15 protein-coding genes and 2 pseudogenes are annotated in these 18090 nt (G+C 66.0%); 10 read left to right on the top strand and 7 right to left on the bottom strand.

All coding sequences use genetic code 11. From position 1 onward, the window contains the following. Positions 1-17 precede the first annotated feature (17 nt). Together FIV44_RS12310 and FIV44_RS12305 are read left to right on the top strand one after the other, a co-directional pair. On the top strand, positions 18-1253 hold the full coding sequence (locus FIV44_RS12310; protein WP_141004683.1) for a cytochrome P450: 1236 nt from the start codon (positions 18-20) through the stop codon (positions 1251-1253). Beyond that, positions 1250-1459, top strand: coding sequence for a ferredoxin (locus tag FIV44_RS12305; RefSeq protein WP_219996421.1), 210 nt, complete (start codon positions 1250-1252; stop codon positions 1457-1459). The genes FIV44_RS12310 and FIV44_RS12305 overlap by 4 nt, the downstream gene beginning before the upstream one ends. A gap of 199 nt (positions 1460-1658) precedes the next feature. On the opposite strand, the gene FIV44_RS33175 is transcribed toward FIV44_RS12305, so the two are convergent. The 4 genes from FIV44_RS33175 to FIV44_RS12295 all read right to left on the bottom strand — a co-directional run bounded on the left by FIV44_RS33175 (position 1659) and on the right by FIV44_RS12295 (position 3419). Further along, a complete protein-coding gene (locus tag FIV44_RS33175; protein ID WP_281285844.1) occupies positions 1659-1787 on the bottom strand; it encodes a hypothetical protein in 129 nt (42 codons plus the stop codon). A 259-nt stretch (positions 1788-2046) separates the two neighbouring features. Then, positions 2047-2202, bottom strand: coding sequence for a hypothetical protein (locus FIV44_RS30445; RefSeq protein ID WP_181411134.1), 156 nt, complete (start codon positions 2200-2202; stop codon positions 2047-2049). 402 nt (positions 2203-2604) lie between these two features. Further along, complete coding sequence (locus FIV44_RS31330) at positions 2605-2739, bottom strand: SDR family oxidoreductase (RefSeq protein ID WP_219996420.1); 135 nt, start codon at positions 2737-2739, stop codon at positions 2605-2607. Then, positions 2712-3419, bottom strand: coding sequence for an SDR family NAD(P)-dependent oxidoreductase (locus FIV44_RS12295; RefSeq protein ID WP_219996419.1), 708 nt, complete (start codon positions 3417-3419; stop codon positions 2712-2714). The genes FIV44_RS31330 and FIV44_RS12295 overlap by 28 nt, the downstream gene beginning before the upstream one ends. A gap of 241 nt (positions 3420-3660) precedes the next feature. Here FIV44_RS12295 and FIV44_RS12290 point away from each other — a divergent pair, with 241 nt between their 5' ends. The 7 genes and pseudogenes from FIV44_RS12290 (at position 3661) to FIV44_RS32140 (ending at position 12490) form a co-directional block, all read left to right on the top strand. Continuing rightward, positions 3661-5484: a flavin-containing monooxygenase gene (locus FIV44_RS12290; RefSeq protein ID WP_141004682.1), complete on the top strand. Its 1824-nt coding sequence runs from the start codon at positions 3661-3663 to the stop codon at positions 5482-5484. Between the two features lie 372 nt (positions 5485-5856). Continuing rightward, positions 5857-7089 carry an ABC transporter substrate-binding protein gene (locus FIV44_RS12285; protein ID WP_141004681.1) on the top strand — a complete coding sequence of 411 codons (1233 nt, stop codon included), beginning with the start codon at positions 5857-5859 and terminating at the stop codon, positions 7087-7089. Positions 7090-7116: 27 nt separating this feature from the next. Beyond that, the gene (locus FIV44_RS12280; RefSeq protein WP_141004680.1) at positions 7117-7989 is read left to right on the top strand and encodes a branched-chain amino acid ABC transporter permease; all 873 of its coding nucleotides are present in this window, start codon (positions 7117-7119) and stop codon (positions 7987-7989) included. Then, complete coding sequence (locus FIV44_RS12275) at positions 7989-9101, top strand: branched-chain amino acid ABC transporter permease (protein WP_141004679.1); 1113 nt, start codon at positions 7989-7991, stop codon at positions 9099-9101. The genes FIV44_RS12280 and FIV44_RS12275 overlap by 1 nt, the downstream gene beginning before the upstream one ends. Before the next feature lie 59 nt (positions 9102-9160). Next, positions 9161-9952 carry an ABC transporter ATP-binding protein gene (locus FIV44_RS12270; RefSeq protein WP_246086932.1) on the top strand — a complete coding sequence of 264 codons (792 nt, stop codon included), beginning with the start codon at positions 9161-9163 and terminating at the stop codon, positions 9950-9952. Then, positions 9949-10707, top strand: a pseudogene (locus FIV44_RS34040) (ABC transporter ATP-binding protein); the annotation flags it as partial. The gene FIV44_RS12270 and the pseudogene FIV44_RS34040, both read left to right, overlap by 4 nt. A gap of 58 nt (positions 10708-10765) precedes the next feature. Continuing rightward, on the top strand, positions 10766-12490 hold the full coding sequence (locus FIV44_RS32140) for an AMP-binding protein (protein ID WP_141004677.1): 1725 nt from the start codon (positions 10766-10768) through the stop codon (positions 12488-12490). Positions 12491-12570: 80 nt separating this feature from the next. Here FIV44_RS32140 and FIV44_RS12255 read toward each other — a convergent pair whose 3' ends face one another. From FIV44_RS12255 to FIV44_RS12245, 3 genes and pseudogenes are all read right to left on the bottom strand, one after another. After that, the gene (locus tag FIV44_RS12255) at positions 12571-13719 is read right to left on the bottom strand and encodes a 2-oxoacid:ferredoxin oxidoreductase subunit beta (protein WP_181411132.1); all 1149 of its coding nucleotides are present in this window, start codon (positions 13717-13719) and stop codon (positions 12571-12573) included. Next, positions 13716-15739: pseudogene (locus FIV44_RS12250) on the bottom strand (2-oxoacid:acceptor oxidoreductase subunit alpha). Before FIV44_RS12250 ends, FIV44_RS12255 begins: the two are co-directional and overlap by 4 nt. Before the next feature lie 14 nt (positions 15740-15753). After that, complete coding sequence (locus tag FIV44_RS12245) at positions 15754-16371, bottom strand: cyclase family protein (protein ID WP_281285863.1); 618 nt, start codon at positions 16369-16371, stop codon at positions 15754-15756. A gap of 445 nt (positions 16372-16816) precedes the next feature. Between FIV44_RS12245 and FIV44_RS12240 the strand changes: the two genes are divergently transcribed. Then, positions 16817-18070, top strand: a complete 1254-nt coding sequence (locus tag FIV44_RS12240) for a 4Fe-4S dicluster domain-containing protein (RefSeq protein WP_141004676.1) — start codon at positions 16817-16819, stop codon at positions 18068-18070. Positions 18071-18090: the final 20 nt, after the last annotated feature.

Raw genomic sequence — 18090 nt, 5'->3', positions numbered from 1 at the left:
TCTCACCGAGGTGAAGCATGACGACGACCTATGTTCCGGAGACCGACCTCTCGGTCGACGAGATCAACCTGGCCGACCCGGACTTCTGGCTGCGGTCGGATCGGTGGGCCGCTTTGGAGATCCTGCGCCGCGAGCGGCCGATCGCCTGGCACGAGCACCCGGAGTGTGGCAAGGGGTTCTGGTCGTTCGTCGACTATGACGACATCCGTGAGGTCACTCGCGACTGGCAGAACTTCACGAGCCGGTACGGCACCCGCGCCCACCACGACGCCGACCAGGGCAAGGTCCGGCCGGGCAGCAACGCGATGATCGAGATGGACCCTCCAGAGCACACGCGGTTCCGCCGACTGGTCAGCAAGGGCTTCACGCCGCGCCAGGTAGCCAAGATGGACGAGTACATCCGCGAACAGGCGAAGGCCGTGGTCGGCAGATTCTCGACGGGTGAGGAGGTCGACTTCATCACCGACATCGCGCGGCCGCTGCCAGCACAGATCATCTGCGACATCATGGGTGTCGACCAAGCGGATCGCGACGACCTGATCCGTTGGACCGAGCTCACCATGGGTGAGCAGGATCCAGACTTCATGTTCTCCCCCGAGGAGGGCACCAAGGCCATGGTCGCGCTTCGCGACTATGGCCTCGCCCTCGCCGAGGAACGTGAGCGTTCCCCACGGGAGGACCTCATCTCCGAGCTGGTTCAGGTCGAGGTGGACGGGCAGCGACTGACTCGAGAAGAACTCGGTGGCTACTTCGCGTTGCTGATCGTGGCGGGTAACGAGACCACCAGCACGACGGTCGCCCACGGCATGCACGCATTCTCGGAGTTTCCCGAGGAGAAGGAGAGGTTCGCGTCGGACCCAGAGAGGTGGTCGCCGACTGCGACCGAGGAGCTGCTCCGATGGTCGACGCCGGTGCGGAATCAGTCACGGGTTCTGATGAACGACATCGACTTCAAGGGCGTCCATATGCGCAAGGGTCAGAAGGTCGCGACATGGTTCGCCGCCGCGAATCGCGACCCCGAGCGCTTCCCCGACCCTCACCTCTTCCGCATCGAGCGCGATCCCAATCTCCATCAGAGCTTCGGAGGAGGCGGTCCGCACTTCTGTCTCGGCGCCAATATCGCACGCCGGGAGATCTCGGCGCTGTTCCAGGAGCTGCTTCGTCGGTTCCCCGGCGCCACCGTGACGGAGGAACCCAGACCGCTGCGGTCGATGCACATCAACGGCATTAAGTCGATGCAGGTGCGGCTGTGAGTCCGGACGAGCACATCGTCGTCGACGAGTTGGTGTGCGAGGGAGCCGCGGTCTGCGAGATGCTGGCGCCCACCATCTTCCAGGTGGGCGACGACGATGTCGTGTCCGTTCGACGTCAGCCTGACGACGATGTGACGCGGGCAGAGGCGGCCGAGGCGGTGGACCGCTGTCCGAAGCAGGCGCTTCGCCTCATGCAGGTCGTCTGAGTGTCGACCCGTCGATCTCCCGCCAGCCACGTCCATGGCATGGTCAAGCCACCTCCTCGGTGTCCGGGACTGCTGCACTGATTGTGACAGTCGGTCACGCGGTCTGGTCGGCCAGCGTGGTCATGATGGCTTCGTACTCGATGGGCGTCAATCGACCGAGTCGTGCCTGGCGTCGGCGGTGGTGGCAGGTTCGCTCGATTCAGGTCACGATCGGGATCCGGGGGTTCTCCCGGTTGGTTCGCTTGTGCCGGTCCGAGACGTTGCGTTGGAGCAGGCTGAAGAAGCTCGCCATGGTGGCGTCGTCGCCGGCTGGGCCGACCTGCCCCATCGAGCCAACCATCTGGTGACGCCGCAGCGACTGCTGCAGTTTCCGGCTTCGACGCTGGCCTCCACGATCAGAGTGACAGCGTGAATCCGACCACCCGGGCGCCGCGTCGGGCGACAGCCGATCCGAGGGCGTCGAGTGCGAGTTGAGAACTCTTCCGGGAATCGATGGAGTAGCACATGATCCGGTTGGACCACACGTCCTTGACCGCGCAGGTTCAGAGCTGACCGACCGCGGTCGGATGCTCGGAGATGTCGGTCAACTATGCCCTGTTGGGGCCGGTCACGGTGAACTGACGACGGACCAGATCCTCGTGTGCGGGAGCGCCGGGCCGACCCTTCTTGCTGCGGACCTTCTTGCCGAACACGCACCACCACTCGTTGGTCGAGCAGATCTTCCACACCGTCCGCTCCGACACGACGTGTCCTGCGTCGGGTGACCTCGTCGAACAGGAGCCGGTAGCCGAGCTCGGGGTCCTCGCGGTGTGCGTCGAAGATCCCGTTTCGGAGGTAGGCCTCCCCAAGTTCGCTATCGGTGACCGGGTTGGCGAGCCAGGCGCAGCAGTGCTGGACGCAGTCACTTCGAGATCGTCATCTCATGGACCCAAGTCGGTCGCGATCTGCGCGAGTGTCACACCAGGACCGCGGTTCGGAGAAACCCGGACAACGTCCTCACAGAACTCGCGGGGATAGGGCTTGGGCACTGCGACATCCTTCCAGCCTGACAACTCATCAAGCGATCTCAGATATCACAGATCCGTTCATCAGGCCCTCCTGCCCGCGGGGCCGGCCGGCTCGGCCGCATGCTTGACGGCTCCCCGCTACTTCAGTGCGCAGCCGGCGTCGACCGCCAGGTTCACGCCCGTCACGTACCGCGCCTCGTCGGATACCAGCCAGGCGACGGCGGCGCTCACGTCGCTGGCCTCGATCAGTGGAACCGGCAGCACATTCGACATGTCCCACGGCACTTCCTGCACTCGTTGCGCCATCGACGACTCCCCCCGAGGGAGACCATCGGAGTATTGACACCGGTGGGACTGACCATGCTGACGCGGATCGACTCGCTGCCCAACGCCAGTGCGTAGCTGCGCATGAGGCCCACCAGGCCATGCTTGCTCGCGGTATAGCCGCGAGCACCTGCGCTCACCTCCGAGGCCTTGCCCGAGGTGCCGTTGGTGGAACCGGTGATCACGACGGCGCCGCCTCGGCCGCCGGCGACAATGTGCGGAACCGATGCCTCCAGGGTGTTCCAGGTGCCGATCAGGTTCACCTCGATCGCGTCCCGGAATCGCGCTGCCGGGCGATCCTTGCCGTAGGTCAGGATCCCCGCGTTGGCCACGACGATGTCGAGCCTGCCCAGCTCTGCGACCCCGTCGGCCACGGCTTGCTCGAGCGCCGCCTGATCGCGGGTGTCGGCGCGCGTGGCCACGACCTGCCGACCCGTGTCCCGGATCTGGGCCTCGGTCTCGGCCAGATCCTCCTCGGTGCCGAGTCCGTAGTCCGCCGTGTCGATGTCCGCGCAGATGTCGAGGGCGATGATGTTCGCCCCGGCCTCGGCGAGGCGCACGGCGTGACTCCGCCCCTGGCCGCGAGCGGCCCCGGTCACCAGCGCGACGCGGTTGCGCAGATCCGACATGGATGAGCTCCTCACAGCTGGGCGGTATTGACGGGCACGCTATCCCTGCGCACAGAGAAGGTCAACTCATGCGTTGAACGCTGCCACGGAGCCGCCGTGAAGAAAACTGCTCTCATGCCTACGCGAAGGTGAAAAGGTGTGATCCAGACGATCAACGACAATGTTGACAGAAGGTCGTCGGTCGGCCGACGATGGAACGAGTGGGCTCGCCACGCGGCGAGCGACGAGGAGGAGGCTCCAGATGACGTCGACCGATCCGACAGCAGAGCGCGCGCAGCGCGTCTTCGAGCAGTGGCTCTCTGCGTTCACGCCCGCGGTCGCTGATGGCGACCTGCACATGGTGGGAGAGTTGGTCGAGCCCGACGGATATCTGAAGGACATGCTGGCGCTGACCGGCGGCTTCCGGACGTTCCAGGGGTCTACCGAGATCGGGCTGGCTCTCGTGGACGCGTTCCCAGGCGTTGGGCTCTCGAACATCCGTCCGTCGTCCGACCGGATCCAACCCAGGTGTGTGCGCCGGTCTGCTCGAGACGTCGTCGAGGGATTCTTCGACTTCGACACCCGGGTGGGCCGAGGCACCGCCTTCGTGCGTCTGGTCGACGCGGAGCCGGGTCCTGCCAAGGCATGGACCATCCTGACCGCTCTCCAGGAGCTGAACGGCTACGAGGAGCGGATCGGTCCGCACCGGCCGGAGGGTCTCGAGTACTCCCAGACGTTCTCGGGGCCCAACTGGCTGGACAGGCGGAACCTCGATCGCGAGTACCTGGACCGCGACCCGGAGGTGCTCGTCATCGGTGGCGGCCAGTCAGGGCTGATCCTCGCCGCGCGGCTCGTCGCCCAGGGAGTCGACGTGCTGGTGGTCGAGAAGACGCCGCGCGTCGGCGACAACTGGCGCGAGCGCTACCACTCGCTGACCCTGCACAACGAGGTGTGGGCCAACAGTCTGCCGTACATGCCGTTCCCGCCGACATGGCCGACGTTCATGCCCAAGGACAAGCTCGCCGGTTGGCTGGAGTACTACGCCGAGGCGATGGAGCTGAACGTATGGACGTCGGCCGAAGCGGCATCGGCGGAGTACGATGCCGAGGCTCGGACCTGGCGGGTCGAAGTGAGGCGTGCGGGACATGAGCCGCGATCGTTGACCGTCCCGCACGTGGTGCTCGCGACCGGCGGCGCGAGCAGCATCCCCCACATCCCCGAGATCGAGGGCCTTTCCCGCTTTCAGGGCGAGGTGATCCACTCGAGCAGGTACTCGAGCGGATCTGCGTATGCCGGCCGCCGGGCGATCGTGGTGGGTACGGGCAACAGCGGTCACGACGTCGCACAGGACCTCCACGCCCATGGCGTGCCTGTGGCGATGGTGCAGCGGAGTCCGACCTGTGTGGTGAGCCTCAAGCCCAGCGGCACCATGGTCTATGCGGTCTACTCCGAGCATCCCGACATCGAGTCGATCGATCTCATCACGGCGTCCATTCCCTATCCCGTGCTGCAGACGAGCTACCAGTGGCTGACCCGGAAGACATGCGAGCTCGACTCCGAGTTGATCGACGGCCTGGAGCGGGTTGGGTTCCGGACCGACTACGGGCCGGACGGAACCGGCTTCCACATGAAGTACCTCCGGCAGGGCGGTGGGTACTACATCAACGTCGGCTGCTCCGATCTCATCAGCGCGGGAGAGATCCCGTTGGTGCAGGCCGCCGACATCGCGAGCTTCGCCGAGGATGGTCTGCGACTGGCCGACGGCACGTCGCTCGACGCAGACCTCGTGGTTCTCGCCACGGGCTATCTGAACCAGCAGGAGGGCGTTCGCCGGCTGATGGGCGACAGCGTCGCGGACCTGGTCGGTCCCATCTGGGGGTTCGACGAGAACCACATCATGAGGAACATGTGGCAGCGCACGGCCCAGCCCGGCCTCTGGATCATGGGCGGGTCTCTGGTCGACGGTCGTGTCTACTCGACCTTCCTCGCACTCCAGATCGTGGCAGCCCTGCGAGACGTCGAGCTTGGTCCCGGTCGCGATACGGCGCCAAGCGACTCGGAACTCTCCGCAGCGGGAACGCCATGACCGGCGATGAGCGTGAGGCGACATCATCCCCACCGTCGACGCGGAATGCACGCTCTGACGCGAGTCGAGGGCCGGTGGGCGCGGCCAGCGGCGGTGGTTGTCAACCATAACGTTGACCCCCTGTGGCGCGCCCTTTGCGCTATCGCGCGCCTCATATCCGTTCCTGTAGTCAGGACCAAGGGGTTGACTTCAACATAGCTGTTGACAATGATGGTGTTGCCGACGTCACACTGTCGCCGGTACCGCCAAACGTCAGCGGCAGCGCTCGGCGAGCGGCCCGCCGGTACTCGGCCGACGGATGTCAATGAAGACGGGGGACTGAGGCAAGTTCTCGGTTGACCAGGTCCCCACTGACCAGAGGAACCAGTGCACATGAGCAAGCGATTCTGGACCGGTGCCTTCGCCGCAGTGGCCGCGGCCGCGAGCCTTACCGCCTGTGGTGGCGGCTCGGGCGGTGCGAACAACGAAGGTGTGAGCAAGGATGAGGTGACGATCGGGGTCATGGTCGACGGAAGTGGACCGACGGCCTCCGACCAGCTGCCGTGGCAACACGGTTTCGAGGCATACGTGAAGCGTCTCAACGACGCTGGCGGCGTGGATGGACGCAAGGTCAAGGTGGTCGTGAAGGACGACAAGTTCGACGCCGCAGTTGGCGTCACGGCGTACAAGAGTCTCGAGTCCCAAACCCCCTCGCTCGCCATCTTCGGGCTAGGAAGTGGTGGCCCTCAGTCGGCAGTCGCTCCCCTGGCCGCCAAGGACGAGATTCCCGTGGTCACCGGCTTGCTGACTACCAAGGAGTCGCTCGTGCCGTTCAATCCCTATGTGTTCGGGATGGCTCCGAGCTACGCCGACCAGGTCGACGTGATCTTGGCTCACGGTAAGGAGAAGGTCGGATCGGACACGCCCCGCGTCGCCGTGGTCGACAACGGTGCGGCCACCGGCATCGAAGTCGAGGAGCTGGTCGAGGAGCGCGCTGTCGAGGGGGTGGAGTACGCCGGAGCGGTGGCCTTCCCGCCGACGGAGACCACTGGCGACGCCATTGTCCAGAAGCTGATCTCCATGAAGCCGGACTTCGTCGTCTACCACGGAGGCGCCGGCAATGTGAACCTCCTGATGAAGGCTCAGGCGAAGTTCGGCACGGAGATGCCTGTCATCGGAATCACGCCCACGGGCAGCTACGCGGCGTACCAGGGGCTGGACCCTGAAGTGGGCAACCTGTTCGAATTCGTGCAGTGGTCGACGCCCAGCACTCTCGAGGTCGAAGGAACGAAGCAGCTCCTCGAGGACGCGGAGGCAGCCGGATTCGGCGAGGACGACATCAGTGCGTCGACCTTCACCCAAGGCTATGTGGCAGGGATGGTGCTGGAAGAGGCGCTCAAGGGTGCCGGCGACGATCCGACACGTGAGTCGTTCCGTGACGCGCTGGAGGGCATCAGCGATCTGGACACGCTGGGACTGAGCTCAAGCATCCGCTACAGCGCGGAGAACCACGGGGGCGCCTCCGGCCTTCGTCCGATGAAGTACGACTACGCGACCGAGACCTTCGAGACGCTGGGCGAGTTCTCGGACTACGAGGGATTCATCGTCCACCAGTACACCAAGTAGCCAAGCCGGGAAACGGGAGCGATCAGGATGACGCAGTTCGTGCAGCTACTCGTCAGTGGTCTGGCAGTCGGCTCGATCCTCGGGATCGTCGCCCTGGGCTTCGTCCTCATGTTCAAGTCGACCGACGTGTTCAACTTCGCGCAGGGTGACCTGGTGATGGTTGGCGCCTACCTGTGTCTCGGATCGCTCACCGTTCTGGGGGTCTCGATCTGGGTGGCCACGCCCGTGGCGCTGCTGCTTGCGGCAGTGCTCGGGCTGGTCATCTATCGGTTCCTGCTACGTCCCATGATCGGCAGTCCTCTTCTCACGATGATCATGGTCACGATCGCGCTCAGCCTGATCCTGCAGTCGCTGGTCGTGATTCTCTGGGGACCGCACACCTACACCTTCCCGTCCACACTTCCTGCACACGTCATCAACGTCGGTGGGGTCCGCATGTCGTCCATCGACCTGACCATTATCGCGGTGGCTGCCCTGTCGATCGCCGCGTTCGGCGCCTTCTTCCGATTCACGAAGCTGGGACTGCACATGCGGGCCGTGGCCGAGAATCCCGAGGCAGCTGCGGTCGTGGGCATCAACACGGGTCGGATGTTCGTCATCGCCATTGTGATCGCCACGGTGTTGGCGACGATCGGCGGCATCCTGCTGGCCAATCTCCAGATCGTCTCCGTCGGGCTGACCGCCATTGGACTGCTCGCGTTCCCGGCCGCGGTTCTCGGAGGCATCCGTAGCATCCCGGGCGCTGTCGTCGGCGGTCTTCTGATCGGCGTGATCGGGCAGCTGGGCAGCGGCTATCTGGGTCGCGGAGCGAGCACGCCGGTGACCTTCGCGGTCCTGCTCCTGGTCCTTCTGCTCCGCCCTGAAGGAATCCTCGGCAAAAGAACGGTGGTGCGAGTCTGATGGCTGCCCTCGGAGTGCAGCGTCGCCTGACGACACGCTACTCGCAGGAGCGGGCCCTGATCCGGAGTCCACTCCATGTGCTCGGCTATGCGTTGGCGATCCTCGCCGTCTTGGCGGTACCCCGCGTGTTCGGCGACCGGTTCCTCCTCGGTTACTACTTCACCAACGACCAGTTGCTCGGGATCGGGATGGCTCAGATCAATGTCGGCCTGATCGCCGTGCTGGCTGCGATGGCGTTGAACTTCCTCGTCGGCCAGACCGGCCTCATCTCTACCGGACATGCCGCCTTCTTCTGTGTCGGAGGGGTGGTCGCCGCCGTCTGTCAGAGCAACTGGGATCTTTCCTTCCCGCTCATCGTCCTGCTCGCTGGTCTGGTGGGAGCGCTGGTGGGGGTGCTGGTCGGCCTGCCGAGCCTGCGCCTGTCGGGGCTCTATCTCATGCTGGCCACGCTCGCCCTGCACTTCATCGCGATCTTCCTGTTCCAGAAGTACCAGCTCGAGTTCTTCGGGCCCGGAGGTGTCATCTATACGGAGGTCTCGATCGGGCCGTGGGCCCTGGACTCCGATGAGCGGTGGTTCTTCGTCCTCGCGGTCTGCGTGGTGGCGCTTGCGCTCGCGATCCGGAACCTCATGAGATCCCGGCATGGCCGCGCCTTCATCTCGGTGCGGGACCACGAGGTGGCAGCTGGCTCGATGGGCGTGAATGTGAGCGCAGCCAAGCTTCGCGCCTTCTCTGCGTCGTCATTCGTGGTCAGTGCGGTCGGAGCGGTCTACGCCTTCTACATCGGAATCATCACTGACGAGAGCTTCACGCTGATGTTCGTCCTCGGATACTTCGCCATGATCATCCTCGGGGGCATCGGCTCCACCGGCGGGGCGGTCCTGGGGGCGCTGGTGTGGACGTTGACGCCCTATGCCCTGCAGAACCTCTCGCTGCGGGTGAGTCCCGACACGCCGCTCATCGGGGAAAAGCTCGTGACCTATCCCAGCCAGGTCGCCTCGTTAGGGCTGGGCCTGCTGATCATCGTGATCATGCGCTACCGGCCCGAAGGCCTCAACGGCTTTCTCACTGCGACGCGAAGGACGGTTCGGGCATGGCCCTACCGCGATTGAACAGATCGGGTCTGGAGACCGATGTGACATCCCGCCAGCCTGCAGACCACCAGCCCGATGTGGTTCTCGCCGTCCATGGCGTGGAGAGTGCCTACGGCAATGCCACCGCTCTCCGGGGTGTGTCCCTGTCTGTCGCCCGGGGATCCGCGGTAGCGCTTCTCGGTGCCAACGGAGCCGGCAAGACCACCACGATTCGCGCCGTGGCGGGACTGCTCGGCATCCATGGAGGCGCGCTGACAGGCGGTGAGGTCGAGTTCAACGGCAGGCCCGTCGTCGGTCTCGGGTCCCACAGCATCGCCCGGCTGGGGGTTGCGCACGTCCCCGAGGGCCGCCTGATGTTCTCGGGTCTCACGGTCGAGGAGAACCTGGAGGTCGGGGCGGCCGCGCGAACGACCCCCGGCGCCGATGAGACGCGATCCTGGGTCTACGAGACGTTCCCGATCCTCGGTGAGCGGCGGCGCTCCGCTGCGGGTCTGCTCAGCGGTGGCGAGCAGCAGATGTTGGCCATCGGGCGGGCACTCATGGCTGATCCCTCGCTGATCCTGCTCGACGAGATCTCCCTCGGCCTGGCCCCTCTCGTCACCCGCAGGATCTTCGAGGACCTCGCCGCCATCCGTGAGCAGACCTCGACGTCGATGTTGGTGGTCGAGCAGAACGCCACTCTTGCGCTCGAGTTCTGCGACTCGGCGTACATTCTCGAGAACGGAAGAGTGGTGCACCAGGGACTCTCTGCGGCCCTTCGCGACGACCCGCAGGTGCAGGAGCTGTACCTCGGCGGTGCACCTGGCGAGGCGGAGCGCTCCTTCGCACAGGCCCGCATTCACCGCCGTCGGCAGAGGTGGTTGGCATGACGAGCGCCAGCAAGCTGGTCGTGTCCGACGTCAGCCTTCGGTTCGGCGGCGTGAATGCCCTCTCGGAGGTGTCGTTCGACGTGGCGCCGGCGTCCCTGACCGCGTTGATCGGGCCGAATGGCGCCGGGAAGACCAGCATGTTCAACTGTGTCTCCGGCGCCTACCGGCCAACGTCCGGCGAGATCCTGCTCGACGGGGCTCCCATCACCCGCCTCGCCCGGCATCGCATCGCGCGCATGGGGTTGGCCCGCTCCTTCCAGACTCCTGTCGTGCTCGCCGGACAGTCGGTCCTCGACAACGTCATGGCGGGTCGCTACCTGCAGGGCAGGCACGGCATCCTCTCGACGGTGCTCGGGTTGTCGGCAGTGCGTCGTGACGAGGACGCGAACCGAGGCAGGGTCGAGCACATCCTCCGTCTCCTCGACCTGACCAGTCTGCGGGGCGTCTGCGTCGACGATCTCTCGTACGGGACGAAGAAGCGTGTCGAGATGGCGCGGGTGATCGCCCAGGAGCCCACGCTCCTTCTCCTCGACGAGCCGATGGCCGGAATGACGCTCGACGAGAAGGAGGCGATGTCCGCCTACATCCTTGCTGTTCGCCAGGAGCTCGAGACCGCCGTCCTCCTCGTCGAACACGACATGGGCGTCGTCATGCAACTGGCCGAGCACGTCGTGGTCCTGAACTTCGGTCGCAAGATCAGCGAAGGTTCACCGGACGAGGTACAGAGGGACCCAGCCGTGATCAGCGCCTATCTGGGTGCCGCCCGGACGGCGCCGAGCAGACGACTGCGGTATCCACCGAAGGAGATCAGCCATGACATCCCTTTCGACCGCGTCCGCACCGCCGTTCCCGCGGGCTTCCGTCGGATCGGCGCTCAGCGACCACGCACGATCGCATCCCGACTCGGTGGCTGTCGCCCAGAAGCGGTTCGGGCGGTGGATCGACATCAGCTGGGCGGACCTTCGTCGTATGGTGGCAGAGACGGCCGACGAGCTCGCTTCGCACGGCGTCGCCGCGGGAACGGTGGTCGCCCTCATCGCGGACAACTGCGTGGAGTGGCTGGTGGTCGACTTTGCCCTTCAGGAAAGGGGCGCGACAGTCCTCCCGGTTCTGCCGGGCACGAGGCCGTCCGTGCTGTCGGCACTTCTCCGGCAGCACGGTGTCGATCTCGCGGTATGCGGCGATCAGGAGCACATCGACTTGCTCCTCTCCGCCGAGCACTCAGCCACGCTCCGTGGGTTCCTTGTGCTGGATACCGTCGGCCTCAGCCGGCCCCTGGACCCACGCCAGCTCTCGGACGTACCCCTGGTCACCGTCGAACGCCGTTCACCGAGAGCGCAGGCAGGCATGGATGGCCCTGATCGGGCCGATGGTGCGACCGGAAGGGGGGAGCGGATCGCCGCGATCGACCTCACGAGCGTCACGCAGGAGAGGGTTGGCGTCGAGGTGAAGGCCGGCAGGCTCCGGGCGGGAGCCGAGCGGGCTGCGTCGTACCTCGGGCTCTCGTCTTCGGATCGGGTGATGTGCCTTGACTCCATGGCTGACACGGTCGTCCGCAGTGCCACGGCGTATGCGGCGGTGTTGTCCCGCGCGCGGCTGCATTTCGCGGAGACCGTCGGATCCGTGGCCCACGACCTCGCCGAGATCCGGCCGACCGTCCTGGTCGGATCGGAGGATGCGATCTACACCCTACGCTCGGAGTCCCGGATGAGGCAGCTCCGGTCCGGACGAATGCGGAGAGCCGTCATCGACAAGGCACTGTCGAGCTCGGCGCGTCGCCACGGAGAGTGGAGTGCACGGCTCAGCGCCCTGCCTACGCGGTTGCTGGTCATCGGGCCCCTGGCGCGGCATCACGGCCTGTCCCGCGTACGCAAGGTCGTCGCACTGGGAGGTATGCCACTGGGAGCGGAAACCTCGAACTTCTTCAGGGCGACGTGCGAGCAGCCGTCTCGGGTGTGGGGCGACGCGGCGGCAGGCGGTGTTCTCCTGGCCGACGAGGGCCTGGGCTGGCGGCCCGTGACGGGTGTCGATCTGGAGCCGGTCGGCGACGGGCGATGCAGGATCGTGACAGGCAACGACTCCTTCGAGTACGCCTGCGTTGCGATGGTCGATGATGGGAGTGTCGTCCTGGTGCCGCCCCACGGCGTCCACGACATGACCGAACTCGGCGCGGTGGTCTCGCTTGTCGCGCTCAGCGAGCGGGTCGCGGGCCTCGACCTGGTCCGGAGGATACTTTTCGACCCGCAGGCAGGCCACGCCCAGGCCCTCGTTGCCTACGTCGAACTCGATCTCGGCTGGGCGGCGTGGTGGACGAGCAACCGGGGTCTCGACTTTGCGAGCCAGCGGGAGCTGGCGCAGATCCCCGCAGTCGTCGAGAAGATCCGCATTCAGCTCGACCAGGTCGCCGCGACGGTTGATGACGGATGGTCCATCGACCGGATCGTCATTGCGCAGGCTCCTTGGTCAGTCGCCAGCGGTACTCTGACGCCGGCGCGCCGCATCGATGTGGCGGCGGTACGTCGGTCGATGCAGGCGTGAGGACGTTCCTTCCCGAGCCCGGGCGCTGATCCCCCACGTCGTACGCCGGCGAGGGCACTTTGGGTCTTGTCTCCAGCGGATCAGTCGATGGTCCAGGTGTCGCCGGCGTTGATGAGGGCGGTGAGGCGTTCCTCGGGGCTGCCGTGGGTGGTGGCGGTCTCGCTGGCGGTGGCGACCTGGGCGCGGGCCTGGTCGTCGTAGGTGGGGCGCTGGACCTGGCGGAAGATGCCGATGGGGCTGCGGTTGAGGTAGCCGGCGTCGGTGAGCCGTGAGATCGCGAACGCGGTGGACGGGTCGGGGTTCTGTGCGTCGTGGACGATGATCTGTTCGATCGGGACGGATGTGGTGTCGGCGACCTCGACTCCGCCCGCGGCGCTGCGGATGAGGGCCTTGTCGCCGAGTCCGTTGAGTGGGCCGGTGGTCTCGTCGCGGGTGCCGAAGGTGATGGGCTGGCCGTGGACCAGCGGGATGATCGCGTGTTCCTTGGTGTCCTTGTGCTCGCCCATGCCCTTGAGGGCGTCGAAGGCGCCGTCGTTGAAGATGGGGCAGTTTTGGTAGATCTCGACCAGGCTGGTGCCGCGGTGGGCGGCGGCCGCTTGCAGGATGGTGGTGAGGTGTTTGCGGTCGGAGTCGATGGTGCGGGCGACGAAGGTGGCTTCGGCGCCGAGGGCGAGGGAGACGGGGTTGAAGGGGTGGTCGAGGGATCCGGTGGGGGTGGATTTGGTGATCTTCCCGACCTCGGACGTGGGGCTGTACTGGCCTTTGGTGAGGCCGTAGATCCGGTTGTTGAACAGCAGGATGGTCATGTTGACGTTGCGGCGCAGCGCGTGGATGAGGTGGTTCCCGCCGATGGACAGCGCGTCGCCGTCGCCGGTGACGACCCACACGGACAGGTCCTCGCGGGCTACTGCGATGCCGGTGGCGATGGAGGGGGCGCGGCCGTGGATGGAGTGCATGCCGTAGGTGTCGAGGTAGTAGGGAAACCTCGAGGAGCAGCCGATCCCGGAGACGAAGACGATGTTCTCCCGAGCTAGTCCGAGGTCGGGGAGGAAGGACTGGACGGCCTTGAGGACGGCGTAGTCGCCGCAGCCGGGGCACCAGCGGACTTCTTGGTCGCTGGAGAAGTCCTTGCCGGTCTGGGTCTGGCCCTCGGCCAGCCGGGGCACCAGGGCGGTGCCCGCCGTGTGATGTGCGGGCATGGGCAGGTCTGCCAGGTTGTTGGTCGTCATCGGACGGGTGCCTCCTCTGGGCTGGTCTCGTGGTCGGCGGGTGGGTTGAGACGGTGCCCTTGTTCGTCGATGACTCCGTGTTCGCCGAGGTCGACCTCGCGGCCTTCGGCCTCGCCCACCAGGATGCCGATGGCTTCGGCGAGCTCGGCGGCCTTGAGGGGGAGGCCGTAGACGTGGTTGTAGCCCTGGGCATCGACCAAGAACTCCGCGCGCAGCATCTTGGAGAGCTGGCCGAGGTTCATCTCGGGCACCAGGACCTTGTCGTAGGAGCGCAGGATGTCTGCGAGGTCGTTCGGGAACGGGTTGAGGTGGCGTAGGTGGACTTGGGCCACGTGGTTGCCGGCGCGGCGCACGCGGCGGCAGGCGGCGCCGATGGGGCCGTAGGTGGAGCCCCACCCGATCACCAACACCTTCGCCTTGCCTTGTCCTGGGGGACCGGAGGGGTCGTCGACCACGAGTGGGGGGAGGGTGTCGGCGATGCGCTGCACCTTGGCGGCGCGCAGGCGGACCATGTGGTCGTGGTTGGCCGGGTCGTAGGAGATGTTGCCGGTGATGTCGGCCTTCTCCAGTCCGCCGATGCGGTGCTCCAGGCCGGCCACACCCGGCGGCGCCCACGGGCGGGCGAGGGTGGCCTCGTCACGCAGATAGGGCAAGAACTCCCCATCCTTGTTGGCCTCCTTGTCGGCCGGGGTGGCGAAGTTCGGTTCGATCACCGGCAGGTCGTCGATGGTGGGGATGGCCCAGGGTTCGGAGCCGTTGGCCAGATACCCGTCGGAGAGCAGGAAGACGGGGGTGCGGTAGGTGATCGCGATCCGGGCGGCTTCGAGGGCGGCGGCGAAGCAGTCTCCGGGGGATTGGGGCGCGATGATGGGGACGGGGGCTTCGCCGTTGCGGCCGTACATGGCTTGGAGGAGGTCGGCCTGTTCGGTCTTGGTCGGCAACCCCGTGGAGGGGCCGCCGCGTTGGACGTTGACCACCACCAGGGGGAGTTCGGTCATGACCGCGAGTCCGATGGCTTCGGACTTGAGCGCGATCCCGGGCCCTGAGGTGGTGGTGACGCCGAGTTGGCCGGCGAAGGAGGCGCCGATCGCGGCGCCGATCCCGGCGATCTCGTCCTCGGCCTGCAAGGTGGTGACTCCGAACCCCTTGTGGCGGGAGAGTTCGTGGAGGATGTCGGAGGCCGGGGTGATCGGATACGAGCCTAAGAAGAGCGGTACACCGGCACGAACACTGGCCGCAACCAACCCATACGACAGGGCGAGGTTGCCGGTGATGTTCCTATAGGTGCCGGTGGGCATGACGGCGGGTTTGATCTCGTACTGGACCACGAAGGTCTCGGTGGTCTCGCCGTAGTTCCACCCCGCGCGGAATGCGGCGATGTTCGCGCCCAAGATCGCGGGGACCTTGGCGAACTTGCGCTCCAAGAACGCCACCGTGGGTTCGGTGGGGCGCCCGTACATCCACGACAACAACCCCAACGCGAACATGTTCTTCGCCCGTGCCGCGTCCTTACGCGAGAGCCCGAACTCCGCCACGGCCGCGATGGTGATGCCGGTCAGGTCGACCGGCTGCACCGCGAACCCCGCCAGCACATCATCGACCTCACCGAGCTTGTCCAGCGGGTTGGAGTCGTAGCCGGCCTTGTCCAGGTTGCGTTGGGTGAAGTCGTGGGTGTCCACGATGATCGTCGCCCCCGCGGCAGATCACCCAGATTGGCCTTCAACGCGGCGGGGTTCATCGCGACCAGCACATCCGGGCGGTCCCCGGCGGTGAGGATGTCGTGATCGGCGAAATGGATCTGAAACGACGACACCCCGGGGATCGTGCCCTGCGGGGCGCGGATCTCGGCAGGGAAGTTCGGCAACGTGACCAAGTCATTGCCGAACACCGCCGACTCCTGCGTGAACCGGTCACCGGTCAGCTGCATGCCATCACCGGAGTCACCCGCGAACCGGATGATCACCCGGTCCAACCGCTTGACCTGCTTGACCTGCTTGACCTGCTTGGCCGCGCGAGACATCCCCGCACCTCCCATCACTCAGAGTACGGCGATTGGATTGACCGGACTTCCGACCCCCCGACCAGGGGCATGGGTGCGATGGAGAGAAGAAAGGAGGAGCGCCCTTGCGCAGCGATCGCCTCCAGGTCGAGCAACTCCACCAAGTAGATGCCGAAGTCGCGGACCAGTCGTGCATGAAGTGGTGCGGCGTCGTTCTCGCGCGGTGAGGGCCCCAGTTCGACGGCGATATTGTCCGCTCCCACCAAAGCGAAGCCGGCTTCATTGATCCACTCTGCGCAGTTGGGCGCCAGTCCTGGCCAAGCGGTGACCTGAGCGCGCTGGGAACGCCATGCCCGAACCCATCCGGTGCGGACGAGCAGCGCATCACCGGGCATGACGTCGATGCCCGTCGCCGCCACGGCGGCAGACAGGTCGTCGACGTCGATGGCGTGGCGCGGATCTCCCGATGCCTCGTACTGGTCTGCGAAGTCGACCAGTACGGCCCGGGTAACGATGGCACCGACGTTCTCGATGCCGCACTTGCGCGCGCCGATGCTCGTGACGAGGTTCGACGAATGGCCATTCCACATCGCTCCCTCGCGCCAGACGTGCGCCAATGCGTCGATGTGGGTCGTGCCGTGGGTGGCGACCAGAACGTAATCGTCGGCGAAGCCGAACCCCTTCTCCTTGAGACCGGCGGCGTAGTCGCCCCGTGCCTGGTCATGAAGTGCTGCAGCGGTGCTCGGCCTTCGAAGATCGGCCCCTCGCCCGCGCGGAGCGGGACGGCGAGCGTCAAGGCTGTGCCGGTGCGGACGGTGCTGACCGCCCGCAGTACGGCGTCGGCGGTGATGAGGTTGAGCGCCCCCCGCTCGTCGTCATCTCCCCAGCGACCCCAGTTGTTCGAGGGATCGGACTCCTTCTCCACGGCCGACGTCCTTTTCCTTGGGACCGCACCTCGACGGCCCGGTCATCAACACATACGTTGAGACCAACATACAGCACCCCAATGCCTGCTCTGCAAGGTGATGGTTGCGACCGGTGCGTGCTTGTGGCAGGCTGTTAACGCTGACGTTGACAACGCCGCAAGCAAGGATGCCAATGAAGATCCTCAACGCGCTCGTCGAGCAGGTGCGGGTACGGGCCGGCAAGCTGGCGACTGATCCCAGACTGCGCCGTGCGCCCTCCCTGCCGGCCCGGTTCAGGAGGAAGTTCCTGTCCCCGAGGACGCCCTGGGACATGGACGTGCGGGTCCCTGCGCTCCTCAAGGGCTACCCCGGTATCGTCCGGGACCCCGCAGGCGAAGCCGAGGCGTTCGCTGCCGGCCCGCTTCCCGACTTCATGCTGGCGAACGCCGGCCCCTTGGTCTGGCTGCGTGGATTCATGTGGCGGTCGACCCTGCCGGCGGCTCCCCGCCGGCAGCGCGCCACCGCACTGGCGCAGCGCGTCAGTGACCGGCCCCCGTCTCCGGCGACCACGGTGCCGGCCGACCAGCTCACAACCGGCCTCAAAGAGCTGGCGGCGCAGATCGGCCTGAGTGGGATCGGCGTCGCCCACTACGACGAGAAGTACATCTTCGAGTCCTTCCTCGGGACCGAGGTGGGCGATCGGATGATCGTGTGCGCCCTTGAGCAGGCGTGGGCGCCCACGCAGAAGATCCCCAGCTCGGAATCCGAGCAGACGGCCCTCAGCACATACGCGGAGGCGATGACCCTGGCCTCGGCGATCGGCGACTACCTGGTCGACCACGGATACCGGGTCAAGGTCCACGACGCCGCCGGTCCGGGCATGGCGATCCACTTCGCAGTAGAGGCTGGGCTCGGGCAGCTGGGCCTCAACGGTCAACTGCTGACGCCGGTCGGCTCCCGCTGTCGGTTGATCCTCGTCAACACCAATGCACCCCTGGTGCTGGACGAGCCGAAGGACTTCGGCATTCCGGCGCTGTGCGATGCCTGTCAGGTCTGCGTGAGGCGCTGTCCTCCTGGGGCGATCCCTGTGAAGCGCAAGTTCAAGCGAGGCGTCGAGAAGAGCTCCCTCAACACCAAGCGGTGCCTGCCGATCGTGGCCCAGGCCCATGGTTGTGCGATCTGCATGAAGGTCTGTCCGGTTCAGCGGTACGGTCTGCAGGAGGTGCTCAACGAATTCGAGGCGACCGGCGAGATTCTCGGTAGGGGCACCGATGAGTTGGAGGCCTATCACTGGCCGATCGACGGGCGCACCTATGGCGTCGGTCAGAAGCCCCGGATGTCGCCAGAGCTGACCTCGCCGTCGGACATGGGCGACATCAATCTTGGTCGTCACGACCCTGAACGGCTCTCCGAGCGAGAGATCGAACAAGCGCGAGACTGGGCCTGATGTTCGGCGGAAGGAGGCAA

Source organism: Nocardioides humi, assembly GCF_006494775.1.
Taxonomy (GTDB): domain Bacteria; phylum Actinomycetota; class Actinomycetes; order Propionibacteriales; family Nocardioidaceae; genus Nocardioides; species Nocardioides humi.
Note: the sequence above shows the minus strand (reverse complement) of the source record. Positions and strands in the feature narration are given on the sequence as shown.